Annotated in this window: 20 protein-coding genes; 18 read left to right on the top strand and 2 right to left on the bottom strand. The window is 71.5% G+C overall.

Annotated features, from left to right (window positions below; genetic code table 11):
• Positions 1-81: 81 nt before the first annotated feature.
• The 13 genes from AB0316_RS10105 (at position 82) to aroQ (ending at position 15,021) form a co-directional block, all read left to right on the top strand.
• The gene (locus tag AB0316_RS10105; RefSeq protein ID WP_366272745.1) at positions 82-1,836 is read left to right on the top strand and encodes an ABC transporter substrate-binding protein; all 1,755 of its coding nucleotides are present in this window, start codon (positions 82-84) and stop codon (positions 1,834-1,836) included.
• Between the two features lie 116 nt (positions 1,837-1,952).
• Positions 1,953-2,939, top strand: coding sequence for an ABC transporter permease (locus AB0316_RS10100; RefSeq protein WP_366272743.1), 987 nt, complete (start codon positions 1,953-1,955; stop codon positions 2,937-2,939).
• Positions 2,936-4,006: an ABC transporter ATP-binding protein gene (locus AB0316_RS10095; RefSeq protein WP_366272741.1), complete on the top strand. Its 1,071-nt coding sequence runs from the start codon at positions 2,936-2,938 to the stop codon at positions 4,004-4,006. Before AB0316_RS10100 ends, AB0316_RS10095 begins: the two co-directional genes overlap by 4 nt.
• Complete coding sequence (locus tag AB0316_RS10090) at positions 4,003-5,049, top strand: dipeptide ABC transporter ATP-binding protein (RefSeq protein WP_366272739.1); 1,047 nt, start codon at positions 4,003-4,005, stop codon at positions 5,047-5,049. The genes AB0316_RS10095 and AB0316_RS10090 overlap by 4 nt, the downstream gene beginning before the upstream one ends.
• Before the next feature lie 382 nt (positions 5,050-5,431).
• On the top strand, positions 5,432-8,104 hold the full coding sequence (gene alaS, locus AB0316_RS10085; protein WP_366272738.1) for an alanine--tRNA ligase: 2,673 nt from the start codon (positions 5,432-5,434) through the stop codon (positions 8,102-8,104).
• On the top strand, positions 8,101-8,610 hold the full coding sequence (gene ruvX / locus AB0316_RS10080) for a Holliday junction resolvase RuvX (protein WP_366272736.1): 510 nt from the start codon (positions 8,101-8,103) through the stop codon (positions 8,608-8,610). The genes alaS and ruvX overlap by 4 nt, the downstream gene beginning before the upstream one ends.
• Complete coding sequence (mltG, locus tag AB0316_RS10075; protein ID WP_366272734.1) at positions 8,607-9,941, top strand: endolytic transglycosylase MltG; 1,335 nt, start codon at positions 8,607-8,609, stop codon at positions 9,939-9,941. Before ruvX ends, mltG begins: the two co-directional genes overlap by 4 nt.
• Positions 9,935-10,888, top strand: a complete 954-nt coding sequence (locus tag AB0316_RS10070) for a shikimate dehydrogenase (RefSeq protein WP_366272732.1) — start codon at positions 9,935-9,937, stop codon at positions 10,886-10,888. The genes mltG and AB0316_RS10070 overlap by 7 nt, the downstream gene beginning before the upstream one ends.
• Before the next feature lie 8 nt (positions 10,889-10,896).
• On the top strand, positions 10,897-11,598 hold the full coding sequence (locus AB0316_RS10065; RefSeq protein WP_366272730.1) for an A24 family peptidase: 702 nt from the start codon (positions 10,897-10,899) through the stop codon (positions 11,596-11,598).
• Between the two features lie 89 nt (positions 11,599-11,687).
• Positions 11,688-12,908 carry a chorismate synthase gene (gene aroC, locus AB0316_RS10060; RefSeq protein WP_366272728.1) on the top strand — a complete coding sequence of 407 codons (1,221 nt, stop codon included), beginning with the start codon at positions 11,688-11,690 and terminating at the stop codon, positions 12,906-12,908.
• Positions 12,905-13,435 carry a shikimate kinase gene (locus AB0316_RS10055; RefSeq protein WP_366272851.1) on the top strand — a complete coding sequence of 177 codons (531 nt, stop codon included), beginning with the start codon at positions 12,905-12,907 and terminating at the stop codon, positions 13,433-13,435. Before aroC ends, AB0316_RS10055 begins: the two co-directional genes overlap by 4 nt.
• Positions 13,432-14,556 (top strand): 3-dehydroquinate synthase, encoded by a 1,125-nt coding sequence (gene aroB / locus AB0316_RS10050; protein WP_366272727.1) that lies wholly within the window; start codon positions 13,432-13,434, stop codon positions 14,554-14,556. The genes AB0316_RS10055 and aroB overlap by 4 nt, the downstream gene beginning before the upstream one ends.
• 27 nt (positions 14,557-14,583) lie before the next feature.
• Entirely contained in the window at positions 14,584-15,021 is a 438-nt protein-coding gene (aroQ, locus tag AB0316_RS10045; RefSeq protein ID WP_366272725.1) for a type II 3-dehydroquinate dehydratase, read from the top strand.
• Here aroQ and AB0316_RS10040 read toward each other — a convergent pair.
• Both AB0316_RS10040 and AB0316_RS10035 read right to left on the bottom strand, forming a co-directional pair.
• The gene (locus AB0316_RS10040) at positions 15,018-15,782 is read right to left on the bottom strand and encodes a DinB family protein (protein WP_366272723.1); all 765 of its coding nucleotides are present in this window, start codon (positions 15,780-15,782) and stop codon (positions 15,018-15,020) included. The genes aroQ and AB0316_RS10040 overlap by 4 nt on opposite strands.
• Before the next feature lie 127 nt (positions 15,783-15,909).
• The gene (locus AB0316_RS10035; protein ID WP_366272721.1) at positions 15,910-17,946 is read right to left on the bottom strand and encodes an AAA family ATPase; all 2,037 of its coding nucleotides are present in this window, start codon (positions 17,944-17,946) and stop codon (positions 15,910-15,912) included.
• Positions 17,947-18,208: 262 nt separating this feature from the next.
• On the opposite strand from AB0316_RS10035, the gene efp reads away from it, so the two are divergent.
• From efp to AB0316_RS10010, 5 genes are all read left to right on the top strand, one after another.
• Positions 18,209-18,772 (top strand): elongation factor P, encoded by a 564-nt coding sequence (efp, locus tag AB0316_RS10030; protein WP_366272719.1) that lies wholly within the window; start codon positions 18,209-18,211, stop codon positions 18,770-18,772.
• 16 nt (positions 18,773-18,788) lie between these two features.
• Positions 18,789-19,202 (top strand): transcription antitermination factor NusB, encoded by a 414-nt coding sequence (nusB, locus tag AB0316_RS10025; protein WP_366272717.1) that lies wholly within the window; start codon positions 18,789-18,791, stop codon positions 19,200-19,202.
• Positions 19,203-19,518: 316 nt separating this feature from the next.
• Complete coding sequence (gene pyrR, locus AB0316_RS10020) at positions 19,519-20,067, top strand: bifunctional pyr operon transcriptional regulator/uracil phosphoribosyltransferase PyrR (RefSeq protein WP_366272849.1); 549 nt, start codon at positions 19,519-19,521, stop codon at positions 20,065-20,067.
• On the top strand, positions 20,064-21,071 hold the full coding sequence (locus tag AB0316_RS10015) for an aspartate carbamoyltransferase catalytic subunit (RefSeq protein ID WP_366272715.1): 1,008 nt from the start codon (positions 20,064-20,066) through the stop codon (positions 21,069-21,071). The genes pyrR and AB0316_RS10015 overlap by 4 nt, the downstream gene beginning before the upstream one ends.
• The gene (locus AB0316_RS10010; protein WP_366272713.1) at positions 21,068-22,414 is read left to right on the top strand and encodes a dihydroorotase; all 1,347 of its coding nucleotides are present in this window, start codon (positions 21,068-21,070) and stop codon (positions 22,412-22,414) included. Before AB0316_RS10015 ends, AB0316_RS10010 begins: the two co-directional genes overlap by 4 nt.
• The last annotated feature ends 19 nt before the right edge of the window (positions 22,415-22,433 follow it).

The raw sequence follows: 22,433 nt of genomic DNA, 5'->3' as shown, positions 1-22,433 counted from the left end.
GGCCACCAGATGTTCCCGGTAAAAACGCCGGGACAAGCACAAAGGGAGCAAACAACAATGCGCTGGACCAAAGTCCTGACCGTGGGAGCCGCGGCTTCCCTCGGCTTCGTCGCGGCCTGCGGTGCACCGGCTGCCAACCAGACCGGCAACGGCGGCACCAACGGTGGCAACGGCGGCAAGGTCGACACCGCCGGAGCAGCCCTCGACCCGAACGCCAAGGGCCCCGCCCCGGCGGTCCCCGGTGCGAAGAAGGGCGGCATCCTCACCGTCGCCTACTCGACGACCCCGGCCAACATGGACCCGAGCGACCAGTTCTACCAGGACACGGCCGTCATCTTCTCGCTCACGCACCGTGCCCTGACGACCTACGTCAGCCGCAACGGCAAGCAGGTCCTCGTGCCGGACCTCGCCACCGACCTCGGCAAGCAGTCCGAGGACGGCCTGACCTGGACCTTCACGCTCAAGGACGGCCTGAAGTACGAGGACGGCAGCCCGGTCAAGGCGCAGGACATCGTCTTCGCGGCCAAGCGCTCCTTCGACCCCGACCTCGCGGCCAACGGTCCGACGTACCAGAAGGAGTTCTTCAAGGGCGGCGCGGACTACCAGGGCCCCTACAAGGGCGACAAGAACTGGAAGGGCGTCGAGGCCACCGACGACAAGACCGTCGTCTTCCACCTCGAGAAGCGCTTCGAGACGCTGCCCTACTTCGTCTCCTTCAACCAGTTCACGCCGATCCCCGAGGCGAAGGACAAGAAGGCCGACTACCAGCTGCACCCGCTGGCCACCGGCCCGTACATGTTCGACAAGTACACCCCGGGCACCGAGCTGACCCTCAAGCGCAACCCCAACTGGGACCCGAAGACCGACCCGGCGCGCAACGACTACCCCGACGGCTTCGACTTCAAGTGGGGCGTCGACGCGATCAAGACGCAGACCGCGATCCTCGCCTCCAACGGCACCGACGCCACGACCCTCAACTGGGACCCGATCGACTCCTCGCTCATCCCGCAGATCGAGGGCGACAAGAAGGCCCAGTTCGAGGAGGGCCCGTCCTCCTGCGTGATCATGGTCAACCTCGACGCCCGCAAGATCCCCATGCCGGTGCGCAAGGCGATCGCGGTCGCGTGGCCGTTCGACTCGATCCACAAGGCCGGCGGTGAGACGTCGCACTCGTTCTCGCCCGCCAGCACCATCATCCCGCCGCAGATCCCCGGCCACCTCGACTACCAGGCCGAGGCCGCTCCCGGCTTCAAGATGAACGGCCAGGGCGACGGCGACCCGGAGCAGGCCAAGAAGATGCTGGCCGCTGCCGGCTACGGCGCCGACAAGCCGTTCGAGCTCGTGTACTACTACACGAACGACGACGACCAGGCCCAGAAGGTCAACCAGGTCCGCAAGCAGGCCCTCGAGAAGGCCGGCTTCAAGGTCCAGGACATCGGCGTCCCCGGCAAGGAGCGCCGCAAGATCGTCGGCGACCCGAAGGGCAAGTACAACATGCTCCAGTCGCCGCGCGGCTGGTGCTTCGACTGGCCGTCGGCTGACTCGATCATCCCGCCCACCTTCGGCACGATCGCCCTCTCGCAGGGTGGCACGACCTTCGGCAACTTCTCCGACGCCAAGATCGACGCCGAGATCAAGCGCATCCAGCAGCTCTCCATCACGGAGCAGGGCCCGGAGTGGGGCAAGATGGACAAGTGGCTCACGGAGAACTACCTCCTGGCCATCCCGGACTACAACGACAAGGGCAACTCGGTCTTCGGCACGAAGGTCAAGAACGTCCACAACAACCCGAACAAGGGCATGCCGGACCTCAACGACGTCTGGCTCGACCAGTAAGTCGGTGCTGACAGCTCTCCCCACGGAGAGCAGGATCTGATCCGACAGTCGTGGGTGGGGGTCCGGGGTTTCCCGGGCCCCCACCGTCGGCGCCCATCTCGTTTGGAAGGCAACACGTGCTCACCTACATCCTCAGGCGGTTGGCTCTCGCCCTGAGCGTCGTCCTGGCCACGCTGGTCTCGGCGTTCCTCATCTTCTTCGCAGGACCGTCCGACCCGGCCCAGGCGATGTGTCCCGAGACGCGCTGCAACCCGCAGCGGCTCCAGCAGATCACCCAGAGCCTCGGACTGGACAAGCCGCTGTCGGTGCAGTTCATCGACTACTTCAAGGGACTGTTCGTCGGGCGTGACTTCGTCTACGCCGGCGACACCGTCCACTGCAGCGCCCCCTGCCTGGGCTTCTCCTTCGTGACGCGGCGCTCGGTCAACGACGAGCTCTTCAGCCGCTTCCCGAACACCGTCGTGCTGGCCCTGATGGCCGCCGTCGTGTTCCTCGTCATCGGTGTCACGGTGGGCATCTTCGCGGCGGTCCGCCGCGGCACCACGATGGACCGCACCGTGGTCGGTGCCTCGCAGGTGCTCGGCTCGATCCCGTACTACGTGCTGGCCCTCCTCGTCGCGCTCTACCCCGTGATCCTGTGGAACGTCCTTCCGCAGTACTCAGACCTGTCCTCGGGGGTCGGGCCGTACCTGCTCGGCATGCTGGCCCCGGCCCTGATCCTCGGCGTGGTGACCTCCGCCTCGTACGTCCGCTACACGCGCAACTCGATGATCGAGACGCTGTCGATGGACTACATCCGCACGGCGCGCTCCAAGGGCATCAGCGAGCGGACGGTGCTCTTCAAGCACGGCTTCCGCGCCGCGATGAGCCCCATCGCCACGATCCTCGGCCTCGACATCGCGGCCCTGCTCACCGGCACGCTCATCACCGAGCAGATCTTCGGCGTCGACGGCATCGGCCGCCGCGGCCTCGCCGCGCTCCGCGCCGACGACCTGCCGGTGATCATGGGCACCGTCCTGATCGGCGCCGTCGTCGTGGTCATCGCGAACCTCCTCGTCGACATCGCCTACTCCTTCATCGACCCGCGAGTGAGGCTCTCGTGACCGCCACCGCCAGCTCCGTCTCCGCCCAGACCGCGGAGGCCCGCGACCCCGGCGACGTCGTCCTCGACGTCAGTGACCTCTCGGTGGCCTTCCCCACCGAGGAGGGCGTCGTCAAGGCCGTCTCCAACCTGACCTACCAGGCCCGGCTCGGGCGCACCCTCGCCATCGTCGGTGAGTCGGGGTCCGGCAAGTCGGTCAGCAGCATGGCCGTCCTCGGCCTGCACAACCCGAAGCGCACGCAGATCACGGGCAGCATCAAGCTCGACGGCATCGAGCTCGTCGGCGCGGCTGCCTCGACGTTCCAGAGGATCCGCAGCACCAAGGCCGCGATGGTCTTCCAGGACCCGCAGAGCTCGCTGCACCCCTTCCACAAGGTGGGGCGCCAGATCGCCGAGGCCTATCGGGCGCACCACTCGGTGAGCAAGCAGGTGGCCCTCAAGCGCGCCATCGAGATGCTCGACCTCGTGGGCATCCCCAACCCGCAGCGACGGGCCAACCAGTACCCCCACGAGTTCTCCGGCGGTATGCGCCAGCGTGCCATGATCGCACTCGGCCTGGTCAACAACCCCAAGCTGCTCATCGCCGACGAGCCGACCACGGCACTCGACGTGACGGTCCAGGCCCAGATCCTCGACCTCGTCAACGACCTCCAGAAGGAGTTCGGCTCGGCGGTCATCCTCATCACCCACGACCTCGCGGTCGTGGCCGAGACGGCCGACGACATCCTCGTGATGTACGCCGGTCGCGGCGTGGAGAAGGGCAGTGCCAAGGAGGTGCTGGCGCAGCCGTCGATGCCCTACACCTACGGCCTGCTCCAGTCGATGCCCTCGCACAGCGAGGACCTCGCCGAGCTCAAGGCCATCAAGGGCTCGCCCCCCAGCCTGCTGAACCTGCCGTCCGGGTGCTCGTTCAACCCGCGTTGCGAGTTCAAGACGCTGGTCGAGGGGGACCGGTGCTTCACCGAGCTGCCCCAGTGGCGGCCGACGCCGGGACTGGTCAACCGTGAGATCCGCTGCCACCTGGCCGACCCCGTGGCCACGCTGCAGCTCGACGAGGGAGCCCGATGAGCGACCAGACACTGCTCAAGGTCACCGACCTGCAGCGACACTTCCCGTTCCGTGAGGTCCAGGGCCTGAAGATGGTCCGGGCGACGGTCAAGGCCGTCGACGGGATCAGCTTCACGATCAAGCAGGGCCAGACGCTCGGCCTCGTCGGCGAGTCCGGCTGCGGCAAGTCGACGACCTCGCGCCTGGTGACGCGCCTCGACGAGCCGACGAGCGGCTCGATCGAGTTCGAGGGCCGCGACATCACGCACCTGAAGGAGCACGAGCTGCGCGGCATCCGTCGCGACGTGCAGATGATCTTCCAGGACCCGTACTCCTCGCTGAACCCCCGTCACACGGTCGGGTCGATCCTCAGCACCCCGCTGCACGTGCACGGCCTGCACAAGGGCAAGGAGAAGGCGCGCGTCCAGGAGCTGCTCGAGCTGGTGGGCCTGAACCCCGAGCACATCAACCGCTACCCGTCGGAGTTCTCCGGCGGCCAGCGCCAGCGCATCGGCATCGCCCGGGCCCTCGCGGTGGAGCCGAAGCTGATCGTGGCGGACGAGCCGGTCTCGGCCCTCGACGTCTCCATCCAGGCGCAGGTGATGAACCTGCTCGCCAAGCTGCGCAACGAGCTGGACCTCGCGTTCATCTTCGTCGCCCACGACCTCGGTGTGGTCCGCCACTTCTGCGACCAGGTCGCGGTCATGTACCTCGGCAAGATCGTCGAGTACGGCGACAAGCGCAAGATCTACGACGCGCCGGAGCACCCCTACACGCAGGCGCTGCTGTCGGCGGCTCCCGACATCAACGTCGCGCGTGGCGTCGCCCCGAAGGAGCGCATCCGCCTGGTCGGCGACGTGCCCAGCCCGATCGACCCGCCGAGCGGCTGCCGTTTCCGCACCCGCTGCTGGAAGGCCCAGGAGATCTGCGCCACCCAGGAGCCGCCGCTGCTGGCGGCCAGCACCGAGGAGTCGTCGCGCGGCCACCGCGAGGGTGGCCTGCACCTGCAGGCCTGCCACTTCCCCGAGGTCAAGACAGACCTCGTGGCCGAGGTCCCCGCCTGACCCGAGCCGTCGAGGCGACGAGCACGTATGCCGCTGGGCCGGCTCCCGCACGGGAGCCGGCCCAGCGGCCTGCCGGCGTGGGGCACCCGCCGGCCGGGACGGCATACGGCAGCGTGTGCGCCCCGGCCGTGGTGGGACTCACGGTGGCGGGTCCGTTAGGGTTGATTGACCTCGGCGCGAGCGTGCGCCGACGACCGAAGGACGATGATCGTGGCCCGGACGGGACCCAGGGTGAACCTGCGCGTCCGCCTGCAGCAGGCGGCGCGAGCTCCGTGGGGGTCAGCCGCGCCCCAGTGAGGCGCCGCGCTGACCCCGCCCCTGCCCACCCGCGCGATGCGTGGGCCCCGCAGACCACAACCGTCGACCCACCCGAGGACCCATCATGGAAACCGCTGAGATCAGGCGTCGCTGGCTCTCCTTCTTCGGCAGCCGCGGCCACACCGTCGTGCCGAGCGCCCCACTCGTGCACGAGGACCCCAACCTGCTGTTCGTCAACGCCGGCATGGTCCCCTTCAAGCCGTACTTCCTCGGCCAGGAGACCCCGCAGTTCACCCGCGCGACGAGCGTGCAGAAGTGCGTGCGCACCCTCGACATCGAGGAGGTGGGCAAGACCACCCGGCACGGCACGTTCTTCCAGATGAACGGCAACTTCAGCTTCGGCGACTACTTCAAGGAAGGCGCCATCGAGCTGGCCTGGGAGCTCATCACCCGCAGCCAGGCCGAGGGCGGCCTCGGCTTCGACGAGAAGGACCTCTACGCCTCCGTCTACTACGAGGACGACGAGGCCATCGCGCTCTGGAAGAAGGTCGCGGGCCTGTCGGACGACCGCATCGTGCGCCTCGGGCGCAAGGACAACTACTGGAACATGGGCGTGGCCGGCCCCGGCGGCCCGTGCTCGGAGATCCTGCTCGACCGCGGGCGTGAGTACGGCGCCGACGGCGACTGGGAGGCGGGCGACCGCTACCTCGAGTTCTGGAACCTCGTCTTCATGCAGTACGAGCTCGAGAACGTCCGCTCCAAGGAGGACTTCGACATCGTCGGGGACCTGCCCAAGCGCAACATCGACACCGGCATGGGCCTCGAGCGCGTCGCGTTCCTGCTTCAGGGCGTCGACAACATCTACGAGACGGACGAGGTCTTCCCGGTCATCGCCGCCGCCGAGGACCTGAGCGGCCGTCGCTACGGTGCGAACCACGACGACGACGTGCGCTTCCGTGTCGTTGCGGACCACGTGCGCTCCTCGCTCATGCTCATCGGCGACGGCGTCACCCCCGGCAACGAGGGCCGCGGCTACGTGCTGCGCCGGCTGCTGCGCCGCGCCGTGCGCTCCATGCGCCTGCTCGGTGTCGACGCGCCGACCCTCGAGCAGCTGCTGCCCGTCAGCATGGAGCGGATGAAGGCGTCCTACCCCGAGCTCGAGACCGACTTCTCGCGCATCAGCCAGGTCGCGTACGCCGAGGAGGAGGCCTTCCGGCGCACGTTGAGCTCGGGCACCACGATCCTCGACACCGCAGTCGCGAAGGCGAAGGCGTCGGGGTCGACGACGCTCGGCGGCACGGAGGCCTTCGCGCTGCACGACACCTACGGCTTCCCGATCGACCTGACCCTCGAGATGGCCGCCGAGCAGGGCCTGCAGGTCGACGAGGCGGGCTTCCGCCGGCTCATGGGGGAGCAGCGCGACCGCGCCAAGGCCGACGCCCGCGCCAAGCGGTCGGCGCACGGCGACACCAGCGTCTACCGCCAGCTGTCCGACACGCTCGGCGGCGACGTGGAGTTCACCGGCTACGACCAGATCCTCACCGACACCCGGGTGCGCGGCCTGATCCGCGACGGTGCCGTCGTCGACCGCGTGGGTCCCGGTGACGACGTCGAGATCGTGCTGGACCGCACGCCGCTCTACGCCGAGTCCGGTGGCCAGCAGGCCGACCACGGCCTGATCCGGCTCGCGAACGGCGCGCTCCTCGAGGTCAAGGACGTGCAGCGGCCGATCACTGGGCTCGTCGTCCACCGCGCCACCGTGCTCGAGGGTGAGGCCCGGGTCGGCGAGGACGCCGAGGCTCAGGTGGACGTGTCACGCCGCCGGTCCATCTCGCGGGCCCACACCGCGACACACATGGTCCACCAGGCGCTGCGCGACGAGCTCGGCGACACCGCGACCCAGGCCGGCTCGGAGAACTCGCCCGGCCGGCTCCGCTTCGACTTCAAGTCGCTGCAGGCCGTCCCGGCCTCGGCCATGGCCGAGATCGAGGCGCGGATCAACGGCGTGCTCCTCGAGGACCTGCCCGTCACGGCCGACATCATGGCGCTCGACGCGGCCAAGCGCCTCGGCGCGATGGCACTCTTCGGCGAGAAGTACGGCGAACGCGTACGCGTCGTGTCCATCGGCGAGTGGTCGCGCGAGCTGTGCGTGGGCACCCACACCCCCCGGGTCGGGCAGATCGGCGTCGTCAAGCTGCTCGGCGAGAGCTCGATCGGCTCCGGCGTGCGCCGGGTCGAGGCGCTCGTGGGCGCCGACGCGTACACCCACCTCGCGCGCGAGGCCACCATCGTCAGCCAGCTCACCGACACGCTCGGCGTGCGCCGTGACGAGCTGCCCGACCGCATCGCCACCATCCTCGGCCGCCTGCGCGACGCGGAGAAGGAGATCGCGGCGGTCCGCCAGAGCCAGGTGCTCGGTGCCGCGAGCGGTCTGGTGCAGTCCGCACGCGACATCGGCGGAGTCACCTTCGTCAGCCACGACGCGGGCGAGGGGGTCACGGCCGACGACCTGCGCAAGCTCGTCACCGACGTCCGCGGGCGCCTCGGCAACGACCGCCCGGTGCTCGTCTCCATGGCGGCCGTCAACAACGAGCGCCCCGTGGTGATCGTGGCGACGAACGAGCGCGCCCGCGAGGCCGGGCTCAAGGCAGGCGCCTTCGTCAAGCTCGCGGCGACGGCGCTCGGCGGAGGCGGCGGCGGCAAGGACGACCTCGCCCAGGGTGGCGGCACCGACGCGTCCAAGGTCTCGCTCGCCCTCGGCGCCGTCGAGGACCAGCTGCGGTCGCGGAACCCGTGAGCAGCGAGGCGCGCCTGCGGCCCGGGGCACGGGTGGGCATCGACGTGGGCAACGCCCGCGTCGGCGTCGCCGCCTCGGGCGCCGCGGGCGCGCTCGCGCACCCCGTCCGCACGCTGAGCCGCGACTCGCAGGGTGACACCGACATCGACGCCATCGTCGACCTCGTCCGCGAGCTCGACGCCGTCGAGGTCGTCGTCGGCCTGCCTCGTCTGCTGTCCGGGCAGGAGGGGGAGGCCGCCCGGATCGCCCGGGACTACGCGGGCCGACTGGCCTCGCGCCTCGGCGCCATCGCCGTGCGGATGGTCGACGAACGCTTGACCACGGTGGACGCGCACCGCAGACTACGCGACAGCGGTGTGCCCGGCCGCGGACAGCGAGCCGTCGTCGACCAGGCCGCTGCCGTGCTCATCCTCCAGTCGGCGCTCGACACGGAGGCGCTCTCGGGCAGACCGCCCGGGGAGATCATCATGCCGGGGGGCAAACGGAAGAAGGAACGTCGTCGATGAAGGACCACCTCGAGTCATCCATCTTCGGCGACCACGAGGACCTCGTCGAGGACGAGCCCGTCACCGAGGGCGGCCATGACCTGGAGCCCCGCTCCGTCGCCGACCCGGGCCATGACTCCAGCCTCGACTCCAGCCTCGACTCCAGCCATGACTCGCTCGGCGGCCCCGCCACCGACGCGCGCCCCGCACCGCCTTTGAGCCGGCGGGAGCTGCGCGAGCAGGAGCTCGCCGGACGCCGCCGTCGTGGACGTCGCGACCGCTCCGAGGCCGCGCGGGTGCCGCGCGGGAAGCCGCCCGTCTGGCGACGCATCCTCGTCATCCTCGTCGCGCTGGCCGTCATCGGCGGCGGTGTGGCAGTCGCGTACAAGGGGCTGCGTCCGGTCGTCGAGAGCGTCCTGGAGTCCAACGACTACCCAGGTCCCGGCACGGGTGAGATCCGCGTGACCATCCAGCCCGGCGCCGGTGGCAGCGCGATCGCCCAGACGCTCGTCGACGACGACGTCGTGAAGTCGAGCAAGGCGTTCGTCGAGGCGGCGAACAACGACGCGAGAAGCAGCTCGATCCAGCCGGGCGTCTATGTGATGAAGCGGCAGATGAAGGCCGCGGACGCCCTCGCGCTCCTCGTGGACCCCAAGAACCGCCTGGTCACGCGCGTCGTCGTCCCGGAGGGCCTGTGGGCCACCGAGATCTACGACCGCCTCTCCAAGGCCTCCGGCATCCCTGTCGCGCAGTACGAAGCAGCGGCGAAGAACGTCGGCGAGCTGGGCCTGCCCCCGTCGGCGAAGGGCAACATCGAGGGCTACCTCTTCCCGGCGAGCTACGAGTTCGGCCCCACCGCCACGGCCCTCGACCAGCTCAAGCAGATGGTGGCCGAGTCCACCAAGCGGCTGGCAGCCCTCGGCATCGCCCCCGACCGCATGGAGCGCGTCGTCACGGTGGCGAGCCTCATCGAGGGTGAGGCCAAGACCGCGGAGGACCAGGGGAAGGTGGCCCGGGTCATCGAGAACCGCCTGGCCAAGAAGATGCCGCTCGGCCTCGACTCGACGGTCAACTACATCTTCAAGAAGCGCGGCGTCCCGACCCAAGCCATGCTCGACAGCACCAACCCGTACAACACGCGGCGCGTGGTGGGCCTGCCGCCGGGGCCGATCTCCAACCCCGGCGACAGCGCGCTGAAGGCCGCCGCCGCCCCTGCTGCCGGGCCCTGGCTCTACTTCGTCACGGTCGACCTCGACACCGGCGAGACCAAGTTCGCCACCACCTACGAGGAGCACCAGCGCTACGTCGCCGAGTTCCAGAAGTGGTGCGCGGCCAACAAGGGCAAGTGCTGAACAAGGGGCACCGCCCCACCCGCCGGTGCGCGGTGTGGGGCAGCCCGGTCGCGCACTCCCTGTCCCCGGTGCTGCACCGGGCCGCCTACACGGCGCTCGGTCTCACGGGCTGGTCCTACGAGCGGCGTGACGTCGGCGCCGAGGCCTTCGCCGGAGCTTTCGCGGCGCTGGACCCGACGTGGCGGGGGCTCTCGCTGACCATGCCCCTCAAGGAGGCGGCTCTCGCTGCCGCTGACACGGTCACGCCCCTCGCGGCGACCACCGGAGCGGCCAACACGTTGGTGCGCGACGACGCGTCCGGGTGGACCGCCCACAACACCGACGTCCACGGCATCGCCACGGCCCTGCGCCTCGCGGGCGCCGCGCGCTGCGAGAGCCTGCTGGTCATCGGCTCGGGTGCGACCGCACGATCGGCCCTGGCCACGCTGACGGCACGCGGCGCGCGCGTGCTCTTCATGGTCCGTGACACGGTGCGCCCGGCCAGCCTCGCGCAGGCCCGGGACGCCGGGATGGACGTCGACATCGTGCGCATGGGTGACTGGGCCGCGGCCGCCGAGGTCGACGCCGTCGTCAGCACCGTCCCTCCCGCGTCGGTGCCGGGGCTCGACCGGCTGCCCGCCGCCGGCCCCGGCGACCCCGGCACTCGACGGCCGGTCCTGCTCGACGTCGTCTACGGGTCGGGCGAGACACCGCTGCAGCGGGCGGCCCGAGCGCGCGGCTGGAGCGTCGCCGAGGGCACCGACATGCTGCTGCACCAGGCAACCGAGCAGGTCCGCCTGATGACCGGGCACGCGGCGCCCACCGAGGCCATGGCCGCCGCACTGCGGCAGGCCCTGGCAGCCCGCGCCGACGCCGCCGACGCCGCCGACGTCGCCGACGCCGCCGACGCCGCCGACGCCGCCGACGCCGCCGACGCCGCAGGTGCCGCCGGCGCGGAGAGCCGATGATCCCGCCGGTGACGTGGGTCGAGGCGCCGGGGACGCCGTGGTGGTTCATCGTCCTGTTGACGGTCGCGGGCGCGGCCGTGGGAGAGGTGCTGCGACGGCGCCTCGCTTGCGGCGGCTACCGGCTCGACGACGAGGGAGGACCTCTGCCACGGGTGTCCTCGCGCATCGTGCCGGTCGCGCTGGGGCTGCTCTGGGGACTGCTCGCCTGGCGGTTAGGTCCACTGTCGGGGTGGGCACTGACCCCCGCCTACCTCGGCTTCGCCTTCGTGGCCGTCGCCCTGGCCTGGATCGACGCCGACGTGCACCGGCTCCCGCGCGGGCTGACCCGACCGGCCTACCCGCTCCTCGTGGTGCAGCTCGCCATCGCTTCTGTCGCCTCGGGGGACTGGGAGGCCCTGCGACGCGCCGTCATCGCGGGGGTCGTGCTGTGGGTCGTGTACTTCGCGCTCGCCCTCGGGGCAGCCCTGCTCGGCAGTGGCTTCGGCTACGGCGACGTCACCCTGGCCGGGCTCGTGGGGCTCGCCACCGGCTACGTCAGTGTGGGCACCACCCTCGTCGCCTCCTACGCCGCCTTCATCCTCGCCGGCATCTACGGTGTCGTGCGGCTCGTGGCGCGGCGCGGCACCCGCAAAGACGACATCGCCTTCGGGCCCTGGATGCTGCTCGGCCTGCTCATCTCGCTCGTCGTGCAGGTGCGACCGCTCTTCTGAGCGCCCCTCGTCCTGCGGCGGCCGCACCCGGCGGTCCCGCGGACCGGGCGCCCCGAAGGGCCCGGCCTCACGCGTGGGAGGATCGCTCCATGTTGCGTTGGTTGACGGCCGGTGAGTCGCACGGGCCTGCACTCGTCGCCATGCTCGAGGGCCTGCCGGCCGGAGTCGAGGTGGGGGCCAAGGACCTGCAGGCCGCCCTGTCGCGCCGCCGCCTGGGCTACGGCCGCGGCGCGCGGATGAAGTTCGAGCAGGACGAGGTGGAGTTCCTCGGCGGCCTGCGCCACGGCGTGACCCTCGGCTCGCCGATCGCCGTGCGCATCGGCAACAGCGAGTGGCCGAAGTGGACGACCGTGATGAGCCCCGAGGCGGTCAGTGCCGAAGCGTATGCGGCGTCCGACGACGTCAACGCCGAGAAGGAAGTCGCGCGCAACCGACCGCTGACCCGCCCCCGGCCCGGGCACGCCGATCTGGTCGGCATGCAGAAGTACGGTCACGAGGACGCCCGCCCGGTGCTCGAGCGTGCTTCAGCGCGCGAGACGGCGGCGCGGGTCGCGCTCGGCGAGATCGCAGCCCGCTTCCTCGAGCAGGCCTACGGCATCCGGCTGGTCTCGCACACCGTCTCGATCGGCACGGCCGACGTGCCCGCGGACGTGGAGCTGCCCACGCCCGACGACGTAGAGCGTCTCGACGCCGACCCCGTCCGCGCGTTCGACCCGAACGGCTCGGCGGCCATGGTCGCCGAGGTCGATGCCGCCAAGAAGGACGGCGACACCCTCGGCGGCGTCGTCGAGGTGCTGGCCTACAGCCTGCCCCCGGGCCTGGGCTCCCACGTCCACTGGGACCGCAAGCTCGACGGGCAGCTCGCCCAGGCCCTGATGAGCATCCAGGCCATCAAGGGAGTCGAGGTCGGCGACGGCTTCGAGACGGCCCGGCGCCGCGGTTCGCAGGCGCACGACGAGATGGAGCTCGTCGACGGCGTCATCACCCGACGCACCGGTCGCGCCGGTGGCACCGAGGGCGGGATGTCGACCGGGCAGGTCCTGCGCGTCCGCGCCGCGATGAAGCCGATCAGCACGGTGCCGCGCGCCCTGTCGACCGTCGACGTCGCCACGGGTGAGGCCGCCACGGCGATCCACCAGCGCTCCGACGTCTGCGCCGTTCCTGCGGCCGGCGTGGTCGCGGAGGCGATGGTCGCTCTCGTCCTCGCCGGCGCGTGCCTCGAGAAGTTCGGCGGCGACTCGGTCACGGAGACGTCCCGCAACCACACGGCATACCTCGACGGCATCCGGAAGGAGCTGCGCACGTGGTGAGCAGCGAGACGACCACTCGACCCGCGGCTGTCGTCGTCGGCCCTCCCGGGGCCGGCAAGACGACGGTGGGCGAGGCCTTGGCGGCGCGTCTCGGCGTCCCCTTCCACGACGTCGACGCCGCGATCGAGCAGGCCCAGGGCCGCTCGATCTCCGACATCTTCGTCGACGACGGCGAGCCGGTCTTCCGCGACCTCGAGCGGGCGGCGGTGGCCAGCGCCCTCGAGCAGGAGCGCGGCGTCGTCTCGCTCGGCGGGGGAGCGGTCATGGACCCTCTCACCGAGCAGGCCCTGGCCGGCCACACGGTCGTGTTCCTCGACGTCTCGATCGCCGACGCGAGCAAGCGCATCGGGTTCGACCGGTCGCGGCCGCTGCTGTCGGTCAACCCGCGCGCGACGTGGGTGTCGATGATGAACCACCGCCGTCCGACCTACGAGCGGGTCGCCAGCATCCGCGTCGACACCGCAGGGCGCACGCCGGACGAGGTCGTCGACGACGTCGTCGCCCAGCTCGACGGGGCTCGCCCGTGAGCGTGGCCCTCGAGCCCACGACGATCTCGGTCGGCGGCGACTACGACGTCCTCATCGGGTCAGGCGTGCTCGGACGGGTGGGCGCACTGCTCGGTCCCGGCGTCGAACGGGTCCTCCTCGTGCACCCGCCGACCCTGCCCGAGCTCGCCGCTCGGGTGACCGGTGCGCTGCGCGAGCAGGGGTATGCCGTCCACGTCGCCGAGGTGCCCGACGCCGAGGCCGCCAAGACCGCCACGGTCGCGGCGGAGCTCTGGGCGCAGCTGGGGCGAGCCGGCTTCACCCGCAGCGACGCCGTCGTCGGGCTCGGTGGCGGCAGCGTCACCGACCTCGCCGGGTTCGTCGCCGCCTCCTGGCTGCGCGGGGTCCGGGTGGTCCAGCTGCCCACCACGCTGCTCGGCATGGTCGATGCGGCCGTCGGCGGCAAGACGGGCATCAACACCGCTGAGGGCAAGAACCTCGTCGGCGCCTTCCACCCGCCCGCGGGCGTGCTGTGCGACCTCGACGTCCTCACGACGCTGCCGGAGTCCGACCTCGTCGCGGGGCTCGGGGAGGTCGTCAAGTGCGGCTTCATCGCCGACCCGGTGATCCTCGACCTCGTCGAGTCGGAGGTCGCCGTCGATGCCGCCCGGGCACGCACCGCGGCCAACCCGCACCTGCGCGAGCTCATCGAGCGGGCGGTGCGCGTCAAGGCCGAGGTCGTCGCCGCCGACCTGCGCGAGAGCTCGCTGCGCGAGATCCTCAACTACGGCCACACCTTCGGCCACGCGATCGAGCAGGTCGAGGGCTACTCCTGGCGGCACGGCGAGGCCGTGTCCGTCGGCATGGTCTACGTCGCCGAGCTGGCCCGTCTCACCGGGCACCTGTCCGGATCCGAGGGGGACGCCCTCGTGACCCGGCACCGGTCGGTGCTCGAGTCGCTCGGACTGCCGACGGCCTACGCGCCCGGCCGTTGGGACGCGCTGCTGGCCGTGATGCGGCGCGACAAGAAGTCCCGCGGCTCCACGCTGCGCTTCGTCGTGCTCGACGGTCTGGCCCGGCCCACCCGCCTCGTCGGGCCGGACGACGCGCTGCTCCACGCGGCATACGGCCTCGTGTCGCGTGGCGGCGCCGCAGCGTCCTGAGCGCTCCCGCTCACTAGACTCCCGGCCATGACGGCACCCACGGTCTTCGTCCTGTCGGGCCCCAACTTGAACCGCCTCGGCACCCGCGAGCCGGAGGTCTACGGCTCCGACACGCTCGAGGACATCCACGACGCCGTGGAGCGCGAGGCCCGCGACCTCGGTCTGGTGGCCGACTGCCGCCAGACCAACCACGAGGGCGAGCTCATCGACTGGCTGCACGAGGCCGTCGACGCCGGCGCCGACGTCGTGCTCAACCCGGGGGCGTTCACGCACTACTCGTATGCCGTTCGCGACGCGTGTGCCATCGTCACGACCAGCGGTCGCAGCCTCGTCGAGGTGCACTTGTCGAATCCCGCTGCGCGAGAAGAGTTCCGGCACACCTCCGTCGTCGCCGGTGTGGCGACGGGGACGGTCGCCGGCTTCGGGCTGCAGTCCTACCTGCTGGCGCTGCGCGCGCTCGTCTAGGACCCGGCTGCGGTGCGAGCCGCGAGGGCGTCGAGGTCGCGCACGGCGTAGCGGTGGTGCTCCCACTCCTCCTCGAGGATGGTGTGCAGGCACGACAGCACGGTCTCGGGGCGGTCGGGGAACCACGGGTTGCGTCGCTGGGCGGCGAGCTCGTCGGACGACACGGACGCGAGGTGGTCGCGCACCATCGCGACCCGGTCGGCGCGGGCCTCGAGCACCTCGGCGAAGCTGGGCGTCCGGCTCGTGAACACCGAGAGGTCGAGGCCCCAGTCGCCGGCGCTCGCGTCGGCCTGGCCGAGTGGGTGGAACGGCTGCTCGAGGCGCAGGACCGCGCGCCCGAGCCACACGTCGGTGGCCATGACGAGGTGCCGCAGCGTCTGCGCGAAGGACCACTCGCCGTCGACCGACTCGTCGATGCTGCCCTCCGGCAGGGCCGCCGCCCGGGCGATCGTCGCTGCCCAGGTCGCCTGGACCGCGTCCCACGCGGCCCGCAGCCCGGCGGGATCGGTCGCGCGCCGCTGCTCCCGGCCCGGGAAGCGGCGGTCGAGCTCGGCGTCCACGAGCGGCGCGACGTCGACGCCGTTGACCACGAGGGTGGCCCCGCCCTCGAAGAGCCACGGCGACTCGATCTCGAGCCCGGACACGTCAGCGCCGCGCAGGACCGCGCCCGACAGGTCGCACCCGATGAACTGGGCGCGGCGCAGGTTCACCTCGGTGAACTGCGCCCCCTCGAGCTCGTCGGAGCTGCCGAACGTGACCATGCCGCCTCCTCGTCGAAGTCCTGGTGGCGACGCTACCGGCGCGCGGCGACAGTGACCCGGATCGGAGTGGAGGTGATCGCCGACCACCGGTGGTCGCCGATCACCTCGAACCGGGTGCGCGCACGGGTCAGGCGACGGCCAGGACCTCGGGCAAGGGCTCGGCGTGCACGATCGTCAGCTCCGACACCGCGCGGGTGAGCACGACGTAGAGGCGCCGCAGTCCGGTGCGCTCGTCGGGCTCGGCAGCCGCGATCGCAGCGGGCTCGACGACGACCGTGCGGTCGAACTCGAGGCCCTTGGCGACGCTCGCCGGCACCAGCTCGACCTGGTGGTCCTCGTCGTCGCCGTGGTCGCGGTCGAGCCTGCCGTGGCGGATGCCTGCGGCGGCCAGGGCCGCGGCGAGCCGGTCCATCGCTGTATCGGGGGCGATGACCCCGACCGATCCGGGGTCGGCGGACGCCTCCTCGACCGCCAGCACCACGTCCGCGTCGAGACAGCCCGGCCCGGCGGACCGGACCACCAGCCGGCCCGGGTTGTCGCGCACCGACACCGGCGCGCCCAGGCCGGGAGCCATGACCGGCAGCAGCCGGGCGGCGTACTCGATGACGGCCGCCGGCACGCGGAAGCCGCGGTCGAGGACGACGAGGTCGTGGTCCTCCTTGCCGAGGTGGCGCATCGCGTCGTCCCACGAGGCCGTCGCCCACGGTGTGGTGCCCTGCGCGATGTCGCCGAGCACGGTGAGCGAGCCCGTGGAGCAGCGTCGCCCGACCGCGCGCAGCTGCATGGGGGAGAGGTCCTGGGCCTCGTCGAGGACGATGTGGCCCAGGCTGGGGACGCGCCGGAGCAGGTCGTCGAGTTCGTCGAGCAGGGCCATGTCGGCGCGCGACCAGCGAGCCGCGCCCTTGGTGCGGGCCGGCTTGTCCCACAACAGCATCGCCTGCTCCTCGGCGCTGAGGTCGTCCTCGGCCGCGGCGCGCAGTGCGTGCGCGTCCGACCACAGCCGGTGCAGCACGCCCTGCGGGTCGAGGGCCGGCCACACGGATGCGACGTACCTCTTCACCGCCGGCGACTTGGCCACGGCGTCCTGCACCCGGTCGTCGGGCGCGTCGCCGGCGCGTTCCATCTCGAGGAGCACGTGGTGGGCGAGGCGCTGGGGCAGCAGGTCGCGGGCCGCCGAGTAGCGCACGCCGCGCGCCGCGAGCTCGGCGACGATCTCCGCGACGACGTATGCCGGCACGCGCCACTTGCGCACCCCGCGCGGGACCACGAGCGCCTCCGTGGGTCGCTCGACGCTGGACCAGACGGCCCGGTGCAGCACCGACGCCAGCCGGGGGTCGCCCTTGAGGGAGGCGACGTCGGCCGGCTCGTCAGCCCGCACCCGCCCGTGGTCCAGGAGGGTCTCGATGGTGGCGTGCCGCACGCGCACCTCTCCGAGCGACGGCAGGACGGCGCCGATGTGGTCGAGGAACGCCCCGTTGGGGCCGACGACGAGCACCCCGGAGCGGTCGAGCCGCTCGCGGAAGGAGTAGAGCAGCCAGGCGGCACGGTGCAGGCCCACGGCGGTCTTGCCGGTGCCCGGCGCACCTTGCACGCAGACGTTGACGGCGAGGTCGCTGCGGACGATCTCGTCCTGCTCCGGCTGGATCGTCGAGACGATGTCGCGCATCGGGCCGGTGCGGGGCCGTTCGATCTCCGCGGCCAGCAGCGACCCTGCCGAGGCGTCGGCCCGCTCCGGCTCGCGCAGGTGCTCGTCCTCGATGGCGGTGAGGCGGCCGCGGTCGACGCCGAAGCGTCGCCGCAGGGTCACGTCCATCGGCTCGAGCGGCGAGGCGCGGTAGAAGGCGGTCGAGATCGGCGCGCGCCAGTCGACGACGACCGGGTCGCCCGCCTCGTCCGACACGTGCCGCCGCCCGATGTGGAACTGCTCGGCGGGCCCGTCCTCGGGCTCGACGTCGATGCGGCCGAAGAAGAGGGTGGTGCGCGGGTCGTCCTGCAACGAGGCGATCCGCCGCGCGAGCACCCACCCGAGCACCTCTCCCGACACGGCGTCACTGGCCTTCGAGGCGTCGAGCGACTCGGCCAGCTCGCGCATCCGGCCCAGCTGGGCGCGGGCCTCGTCGAGGAAGGCCTGCTCCCGGGTGAGCTCGGAGTCGAGGGCGGTCACGCGAGCACCTTTCTGCACCGCAACACACCGAGAAGGATGTAACCCACCGGGATCGGATGCCGGTGGGTCGTGACCTGCACGGTGTGTTGGGGAGGGACGGGGGAGCGGATCAGGGTACACCGGCCGGGTGGAGCGATTCCGCGATCGGGAGGCCGCCCCGCTAGACTCGTTCGGCAACTTCCCAAGTCAAGAAACGTCCGGGGCTGCGGCGTGCCCATCGGCACCTCGCGGGCGGGCCGGCATACGAAAGTGGTTTGTCACGATGGCTACGACCAACGACCTGAAGAACGGCATGGTGCTCAACCTCGAGGGACAGCTCTGGTCCGTCGTCGAGTTCCAGCACGTCAAGCCCGGCAAGGGCCCCGCGTTCGTGCGCACCAAGCTCAAGGCCGTCCTCTCCGGCAAGGTCGTCGACAAGACGTTCAACGCCGGCACCAAGGTCGAGACGAGCAACGTCGACAAGCGCACGATGCAGTACCTCTATAAGGACGGCACCGACTTCGTCTTCATGGACACCGACACCTACGACCAGATCAACGTGTCGGAGACCGTCGTCGGTGACGCCGCGAACTACCTCCTCGAGAACCAGAACGCGATCGTCGCCACGCACGACGGCGCCCCGCTCTACGTCGAGCTCCCCGCGTCGGTCGTTCTCGAGATCACGCACACCGAGCCGGGCCTGCAGGGCGACCGGTCGACCGGTGGCACCAAGCCGGCCACCCTCGAGACCGGCGCCCAGATCAACGTGCCGCTCTTCCTCGAGACCGGCACGCGCGTCAAGGTCGACACCCGCGACGGGTCGTACCTCGGCCGCGTCAACGACTGAGCGGACGCGAACTCCCTTGGCAGCACGCAGCAAGGCCCGTACGCGGGCGCTCGACATCCTCTTCGAGGCGGACCAGCGCGGCCTCAACGCCGAGGCGCTCCTCGACGAGCGCCTGCGCGACCGCGAGTCGCGGGCGGCCAACAACCCCTACACCGCGGAGCTCGTCCGCGGCGTCGTGGGCAAGTGGAACGACATCAACGCGGCGCTGACCGACTACAGCCAGGGCTGGACGCTCGAGCGCATGCCCGCCGTCGACCGCGCGATCCTGCGGCTCGGTGCGTGGGAGGTGCTCTGGAACGACGAGATCCCCGACGCGGTCGCGATCTCCGAGGCCGTGACGCTCGCCACCGAGCTGTCGACCGACGAGTCCCCGGCCTTCGTCAACGGCCTGCTCGGCCGGCTCGCCGAGGTCAAGGCGACCATCGTCTGACACCCCACGCCTACGCCGAAGCCATCCGTACGCGGGTGGCTTCGTGCGTTCCCCGGCGCGGCGCCGACGGACCGCCACGACAGGGCGGTGACGCCGGCTCCCAGCACAGGCGGCTGCGTTCGTGGCGGTCGGCCGGTCCGCGGTAGGTGACGTGCCACGGGGTGGACCGGTGACGGGTCGCCTCCGGCGCCGGGTTAGACTCCTTCGCGATCGACATCCTTTAACCACCGTCCTGTGAGGCGGGGAAGGAGGTCCGGCGGCTGTGACCTGCCCTGACCTGAGCGCGCCTGCCCACCCATCGAACGATCGTTCGAGCATCCCCCCTGACGCCAGAGACGTCATGAGCGAGGGAGACATCTCCCGGGCGCTGCGGCGCATCGGTCACGAGATCCTCGAGCGCAACCGCGGGAGCGAGGGCCTGGTCCTGCTCGGCATCCCCTCGCGCGGGGTGCCGCTGGCCCGCCGCCTCGCCGCCGGCATCGAGGACGTCGAGGGCTCACCGGTCCCCGTCGGAGAGCTCGACATCACGCTCCACCGCGACGACCTGCGCCGCAACCCGGTGCGCACCGCCCACCGCTCGCGCATCCCCGACGGCGGCATCGACGACAAGGTCGTCGTCCTCGTCGACGACGTGCTCTACTCCGGCCGCACCATCCGCGCTGCGCTCGACGCGCTGTCGGAGCTCGGCCGCCCGCGTGCGGTTCGCCTCGCGGTCCTCGTCGACCGCGGCCACCGCGAGCTGCCGATCCGCGCCGACCACGTCGGCAAGAACCTGCCGACCTCGCGGGACGAGCGGGTGCACGTCCGCGTCGCCGAGGTCGACGGGCTCGACGTCGTGCGGATCAGCGGGGGAGAGGCCCGATGACCAAGCACCTCATCTCCTCCGCCGACCTGACCCGCGCCGAGGTGGAGGACATCCTCGAGACCGCGGCCTCGATGCACGACCTGCAGCGCCGCGAGGTCAAGAAGGTGCCGACCCTGCGCGGCCGCACCGTCATCAACTTCTTCTTCGAGGACTCGACCCGCACCCGCAGCTCCTTCGAGATCGCGGGCAAGTGGATGTCTGCCGACACGATCAACCTCTCGGCCAAGGGCTCCTCGACGAGCAAGGGCGAGAGCCTGCGCGACACGGCGATGACCGTCGACGCCATGGCCGTCGACGCCCTCGTGATCCGGCACAACGCCTCCGGCGCCTGCCACCAGGTCGCCCAGTGGGTGCGCTGCAGCGTCATCAACGCGGGCGACGGCACCCACGAGCACCCCACGCAGGCCCTGCTCGACGCGTACACCCTCCGCACGCGCCTCGGTGGCCTCGACGGCAAGCACGTCGTCATCGTCGGCGACCTCACCCACTCCCGCGTCTTCCGCAGCAACGTCATCACGCTCAAGACCCTTGGCGCCCGCGTCACCGTCGTCGCGCCGCCGACGCTGATGCCCAGCGGCATCGGCGCCTGGAGCGAGGCCGACGGCTTCGCCACGAGCTGGGACCTCGACCCGGTCCTCGAGGGCAGGGGCGAGCACGGGCCCGTCGACGCCGTCATGATGCTGCGGGTCCAGCGCGAGCGGATGAGCGGCGGGTACTTCCCCACGCCGCGCGAGTACACCGTGGGCTACGGCCTGACCCGCGACCGCCTCGAGACCCTCGTCGCCCGCAACCGCGACGTCCTCGTGCTGCACCCCGGCCCGATGAACCGCGGCCTCGAGATCGCTCCCGAGGCGGCCGACTCGCCGCAGTCGGTCGTGCTCGACCAGGTCTCGGCCGGCGTGGCCGTCCGGATGGCCGTGCTCTACCACCTGCTCGCGGGCGAGGACTCGTCGGCGACCGACGCGTCCGCCCGCACCGCCGCGACCGAAGGAGCCAACCGATGACCCGCCTCCTGATCCGCGGTGCCCGCCTCCTCGGGGCCGAGGCGGCCGACCTGCTCGTCGAGGACGGCGTCATCACCGAGGTCGGCAGCGTGGCCGCCCCGCGCGACGCCGAGGTGCTCGACGCCGACGGACTCGTCGCGCTGCCCGGTCTCGTCGACCTGCACGTCCACCTGCGCGAGCCGGGCCGCGAGGACGCCGAGACCATCGCGACCGGCTCGGCGGCCGCCGCGGCCGGTGGCTTCACCGCCGTCTTCGCCATGGCCAACACCAACCCCGTCACCGACACCGCGGAGGCCGCCGAACGCGTCCTCGACCTCGGCCGCGCCTGCGGCCTCACCGAGGTCGTCCCCGTCGGCGCCGTGACCAAGGGCCTCGAGGGAGCCGAGCTCGCCGAGCTCGGCCTCATGGCCCGGTCCCGGGCCAAGGTCCGCGTCTTCAGCGACGACGGCCACTGCGTCCACGACGCCCGCATCATGCGCCGGGCGCTCGAGTACATCAAGCCTTTCGGGGGCGTCGTCAGCCAGCACTCGCAGGACCCGCGTCTCGCCGGCCGTGAGGCCTGCTGCCACGAGGGCGAGGTGTCGGGCCGCCTCGGCCTGCCCGGATGGCCGGGCATCGCCGAGGAGTCCATCGTGGCCCGCGACGTCATGCTCGCGCGCCACACCGGCTCGCGGGTCCACGTCGCCCACGTGTCGACGGCCGGCACGGTCGAGGTGATCCGGTGGGCCAAGGCCCAGGGCATCGCCGTCACGGCCGAGGTCACGCCACACCACCTGGCCCTAACCACCGACCTGCTGCTCGGCTACGACCCCGTCTACAAGGTCAACCCGCCGCTGCGTCCAACGGAGGACGTCGAGGCCCTGCGGGCTGCCCTAGCCGACGGCACCATCGACGCGGTCGCCACCGACCACGCCCCGCACGCCCGGCACGACAAGGAGCACGCCTTCGTCGACGCGGCGTTCGGCATGCTCGGCCTCGAGACGGCACTGTCGGTCGTCAGCGACGTCATGGTGCGGCCGGGCCTGCTCGACTGGGCCGACGTCGCGCGGGTCATGTCGACCGCACCGGCCCGCATCGGCGGACTCGCCCACCAGGGAGGGGAGCTCGCCGTCGGCAGCCCCGCCCACATCACCCTCGTCGACCCCGACCGAGAGGTCACGGTCGATGCCGCCGCGAGCCGCAGCCGCTCGCGCAACAACCCGTGGCACGGGCGCACCCTGCGCGGAGCCGTCCTCGCGACGGTCCACCGGGGCCGTGTCACCCACGACGTCCGCAACGACGGGGACGGCCGGGACACCGAACGAGAACTGACGAACGCGACGACCTCGGGAGCAGACCTGTGACCACCCAGACACCGTTGAC

Source organism: Terrabacter sp. NPDC080008 (assembly GCF_040702505.1).
Taxonomy (GTDB): domain Bacteria; phylum Actinomycetota; class Actinomycetes; order Actinomycetales; family Dermatophilaceae; genus Terrabacter.
The sequence above is the reverse complement of the archived record's forward strand: the minus strand, read 5'-3'. Positions and strand labels throughout refer to the sequence as shown.

Bases quoted from the DNA above. Each gene is read 5' to 3' on its own strand.
- AB0316_RS10090 (WP_366272739.1), top strand. From the start codon at position 4,003: ATGAGCGACCAGACACTGCTCAAGGTCACCGACCTGCAGCGACACTTC.
- alaS (WP_366272738.1), top strand. From the start codon at position 5,432: ATGGAAACCGCTGAGATCAGGCGTCGCTGGCTCTCCTTCTTCGGCAGC.
- mltG (WP_366272734.1), top strand. From the start codon at position 8,607: ATGAAGGACCACCTCGAGTCATCCATCTTCGGCGACCACGAGGACCTC.
- aroC (WP_366272728.1), top strand. From the start codon at position 11,688: ATGTTGCGTTGGTTGACGGCCGGTGAGTCGCACGGGCCTGCACTCGTC.
- aroQ (WP_366272725.1), top strand. From the start codon at position 14,584: ATGACGGCACCCACGGTCTTCGTCCTGTCGGGCCCCAACTTGAACCGC.
- AB0316_RS10040 (WP_366272723.1), bottom strand. From the start codon at position 15,782: ATGGTCACGTTCGGCAGCTCCGACGAGCTCGAGGGGGCGCAGTTCACC.
- efp (WP_366272719.1), top strand. From the start codon at position 18,209: ATGGCTACGACCAACGACCTGAAGAACGGCATGGTGCTCAACCTCGAG.
- AB0316_RS10015 (WP_366272715.1), top strand. From the start codon at position 20,064: ATGACCAAGCACCTCATCTCCTCCGCCGACCTGACCCGCGCCGAGGTG.
- AB0316_RS10010 (WP_366272713.1), top strand. From the start codon at position 21,068: ATGACCCGCCTCCTGATCCGCGGTGCCCGCCTCCTCGGGGCCGAGGCG.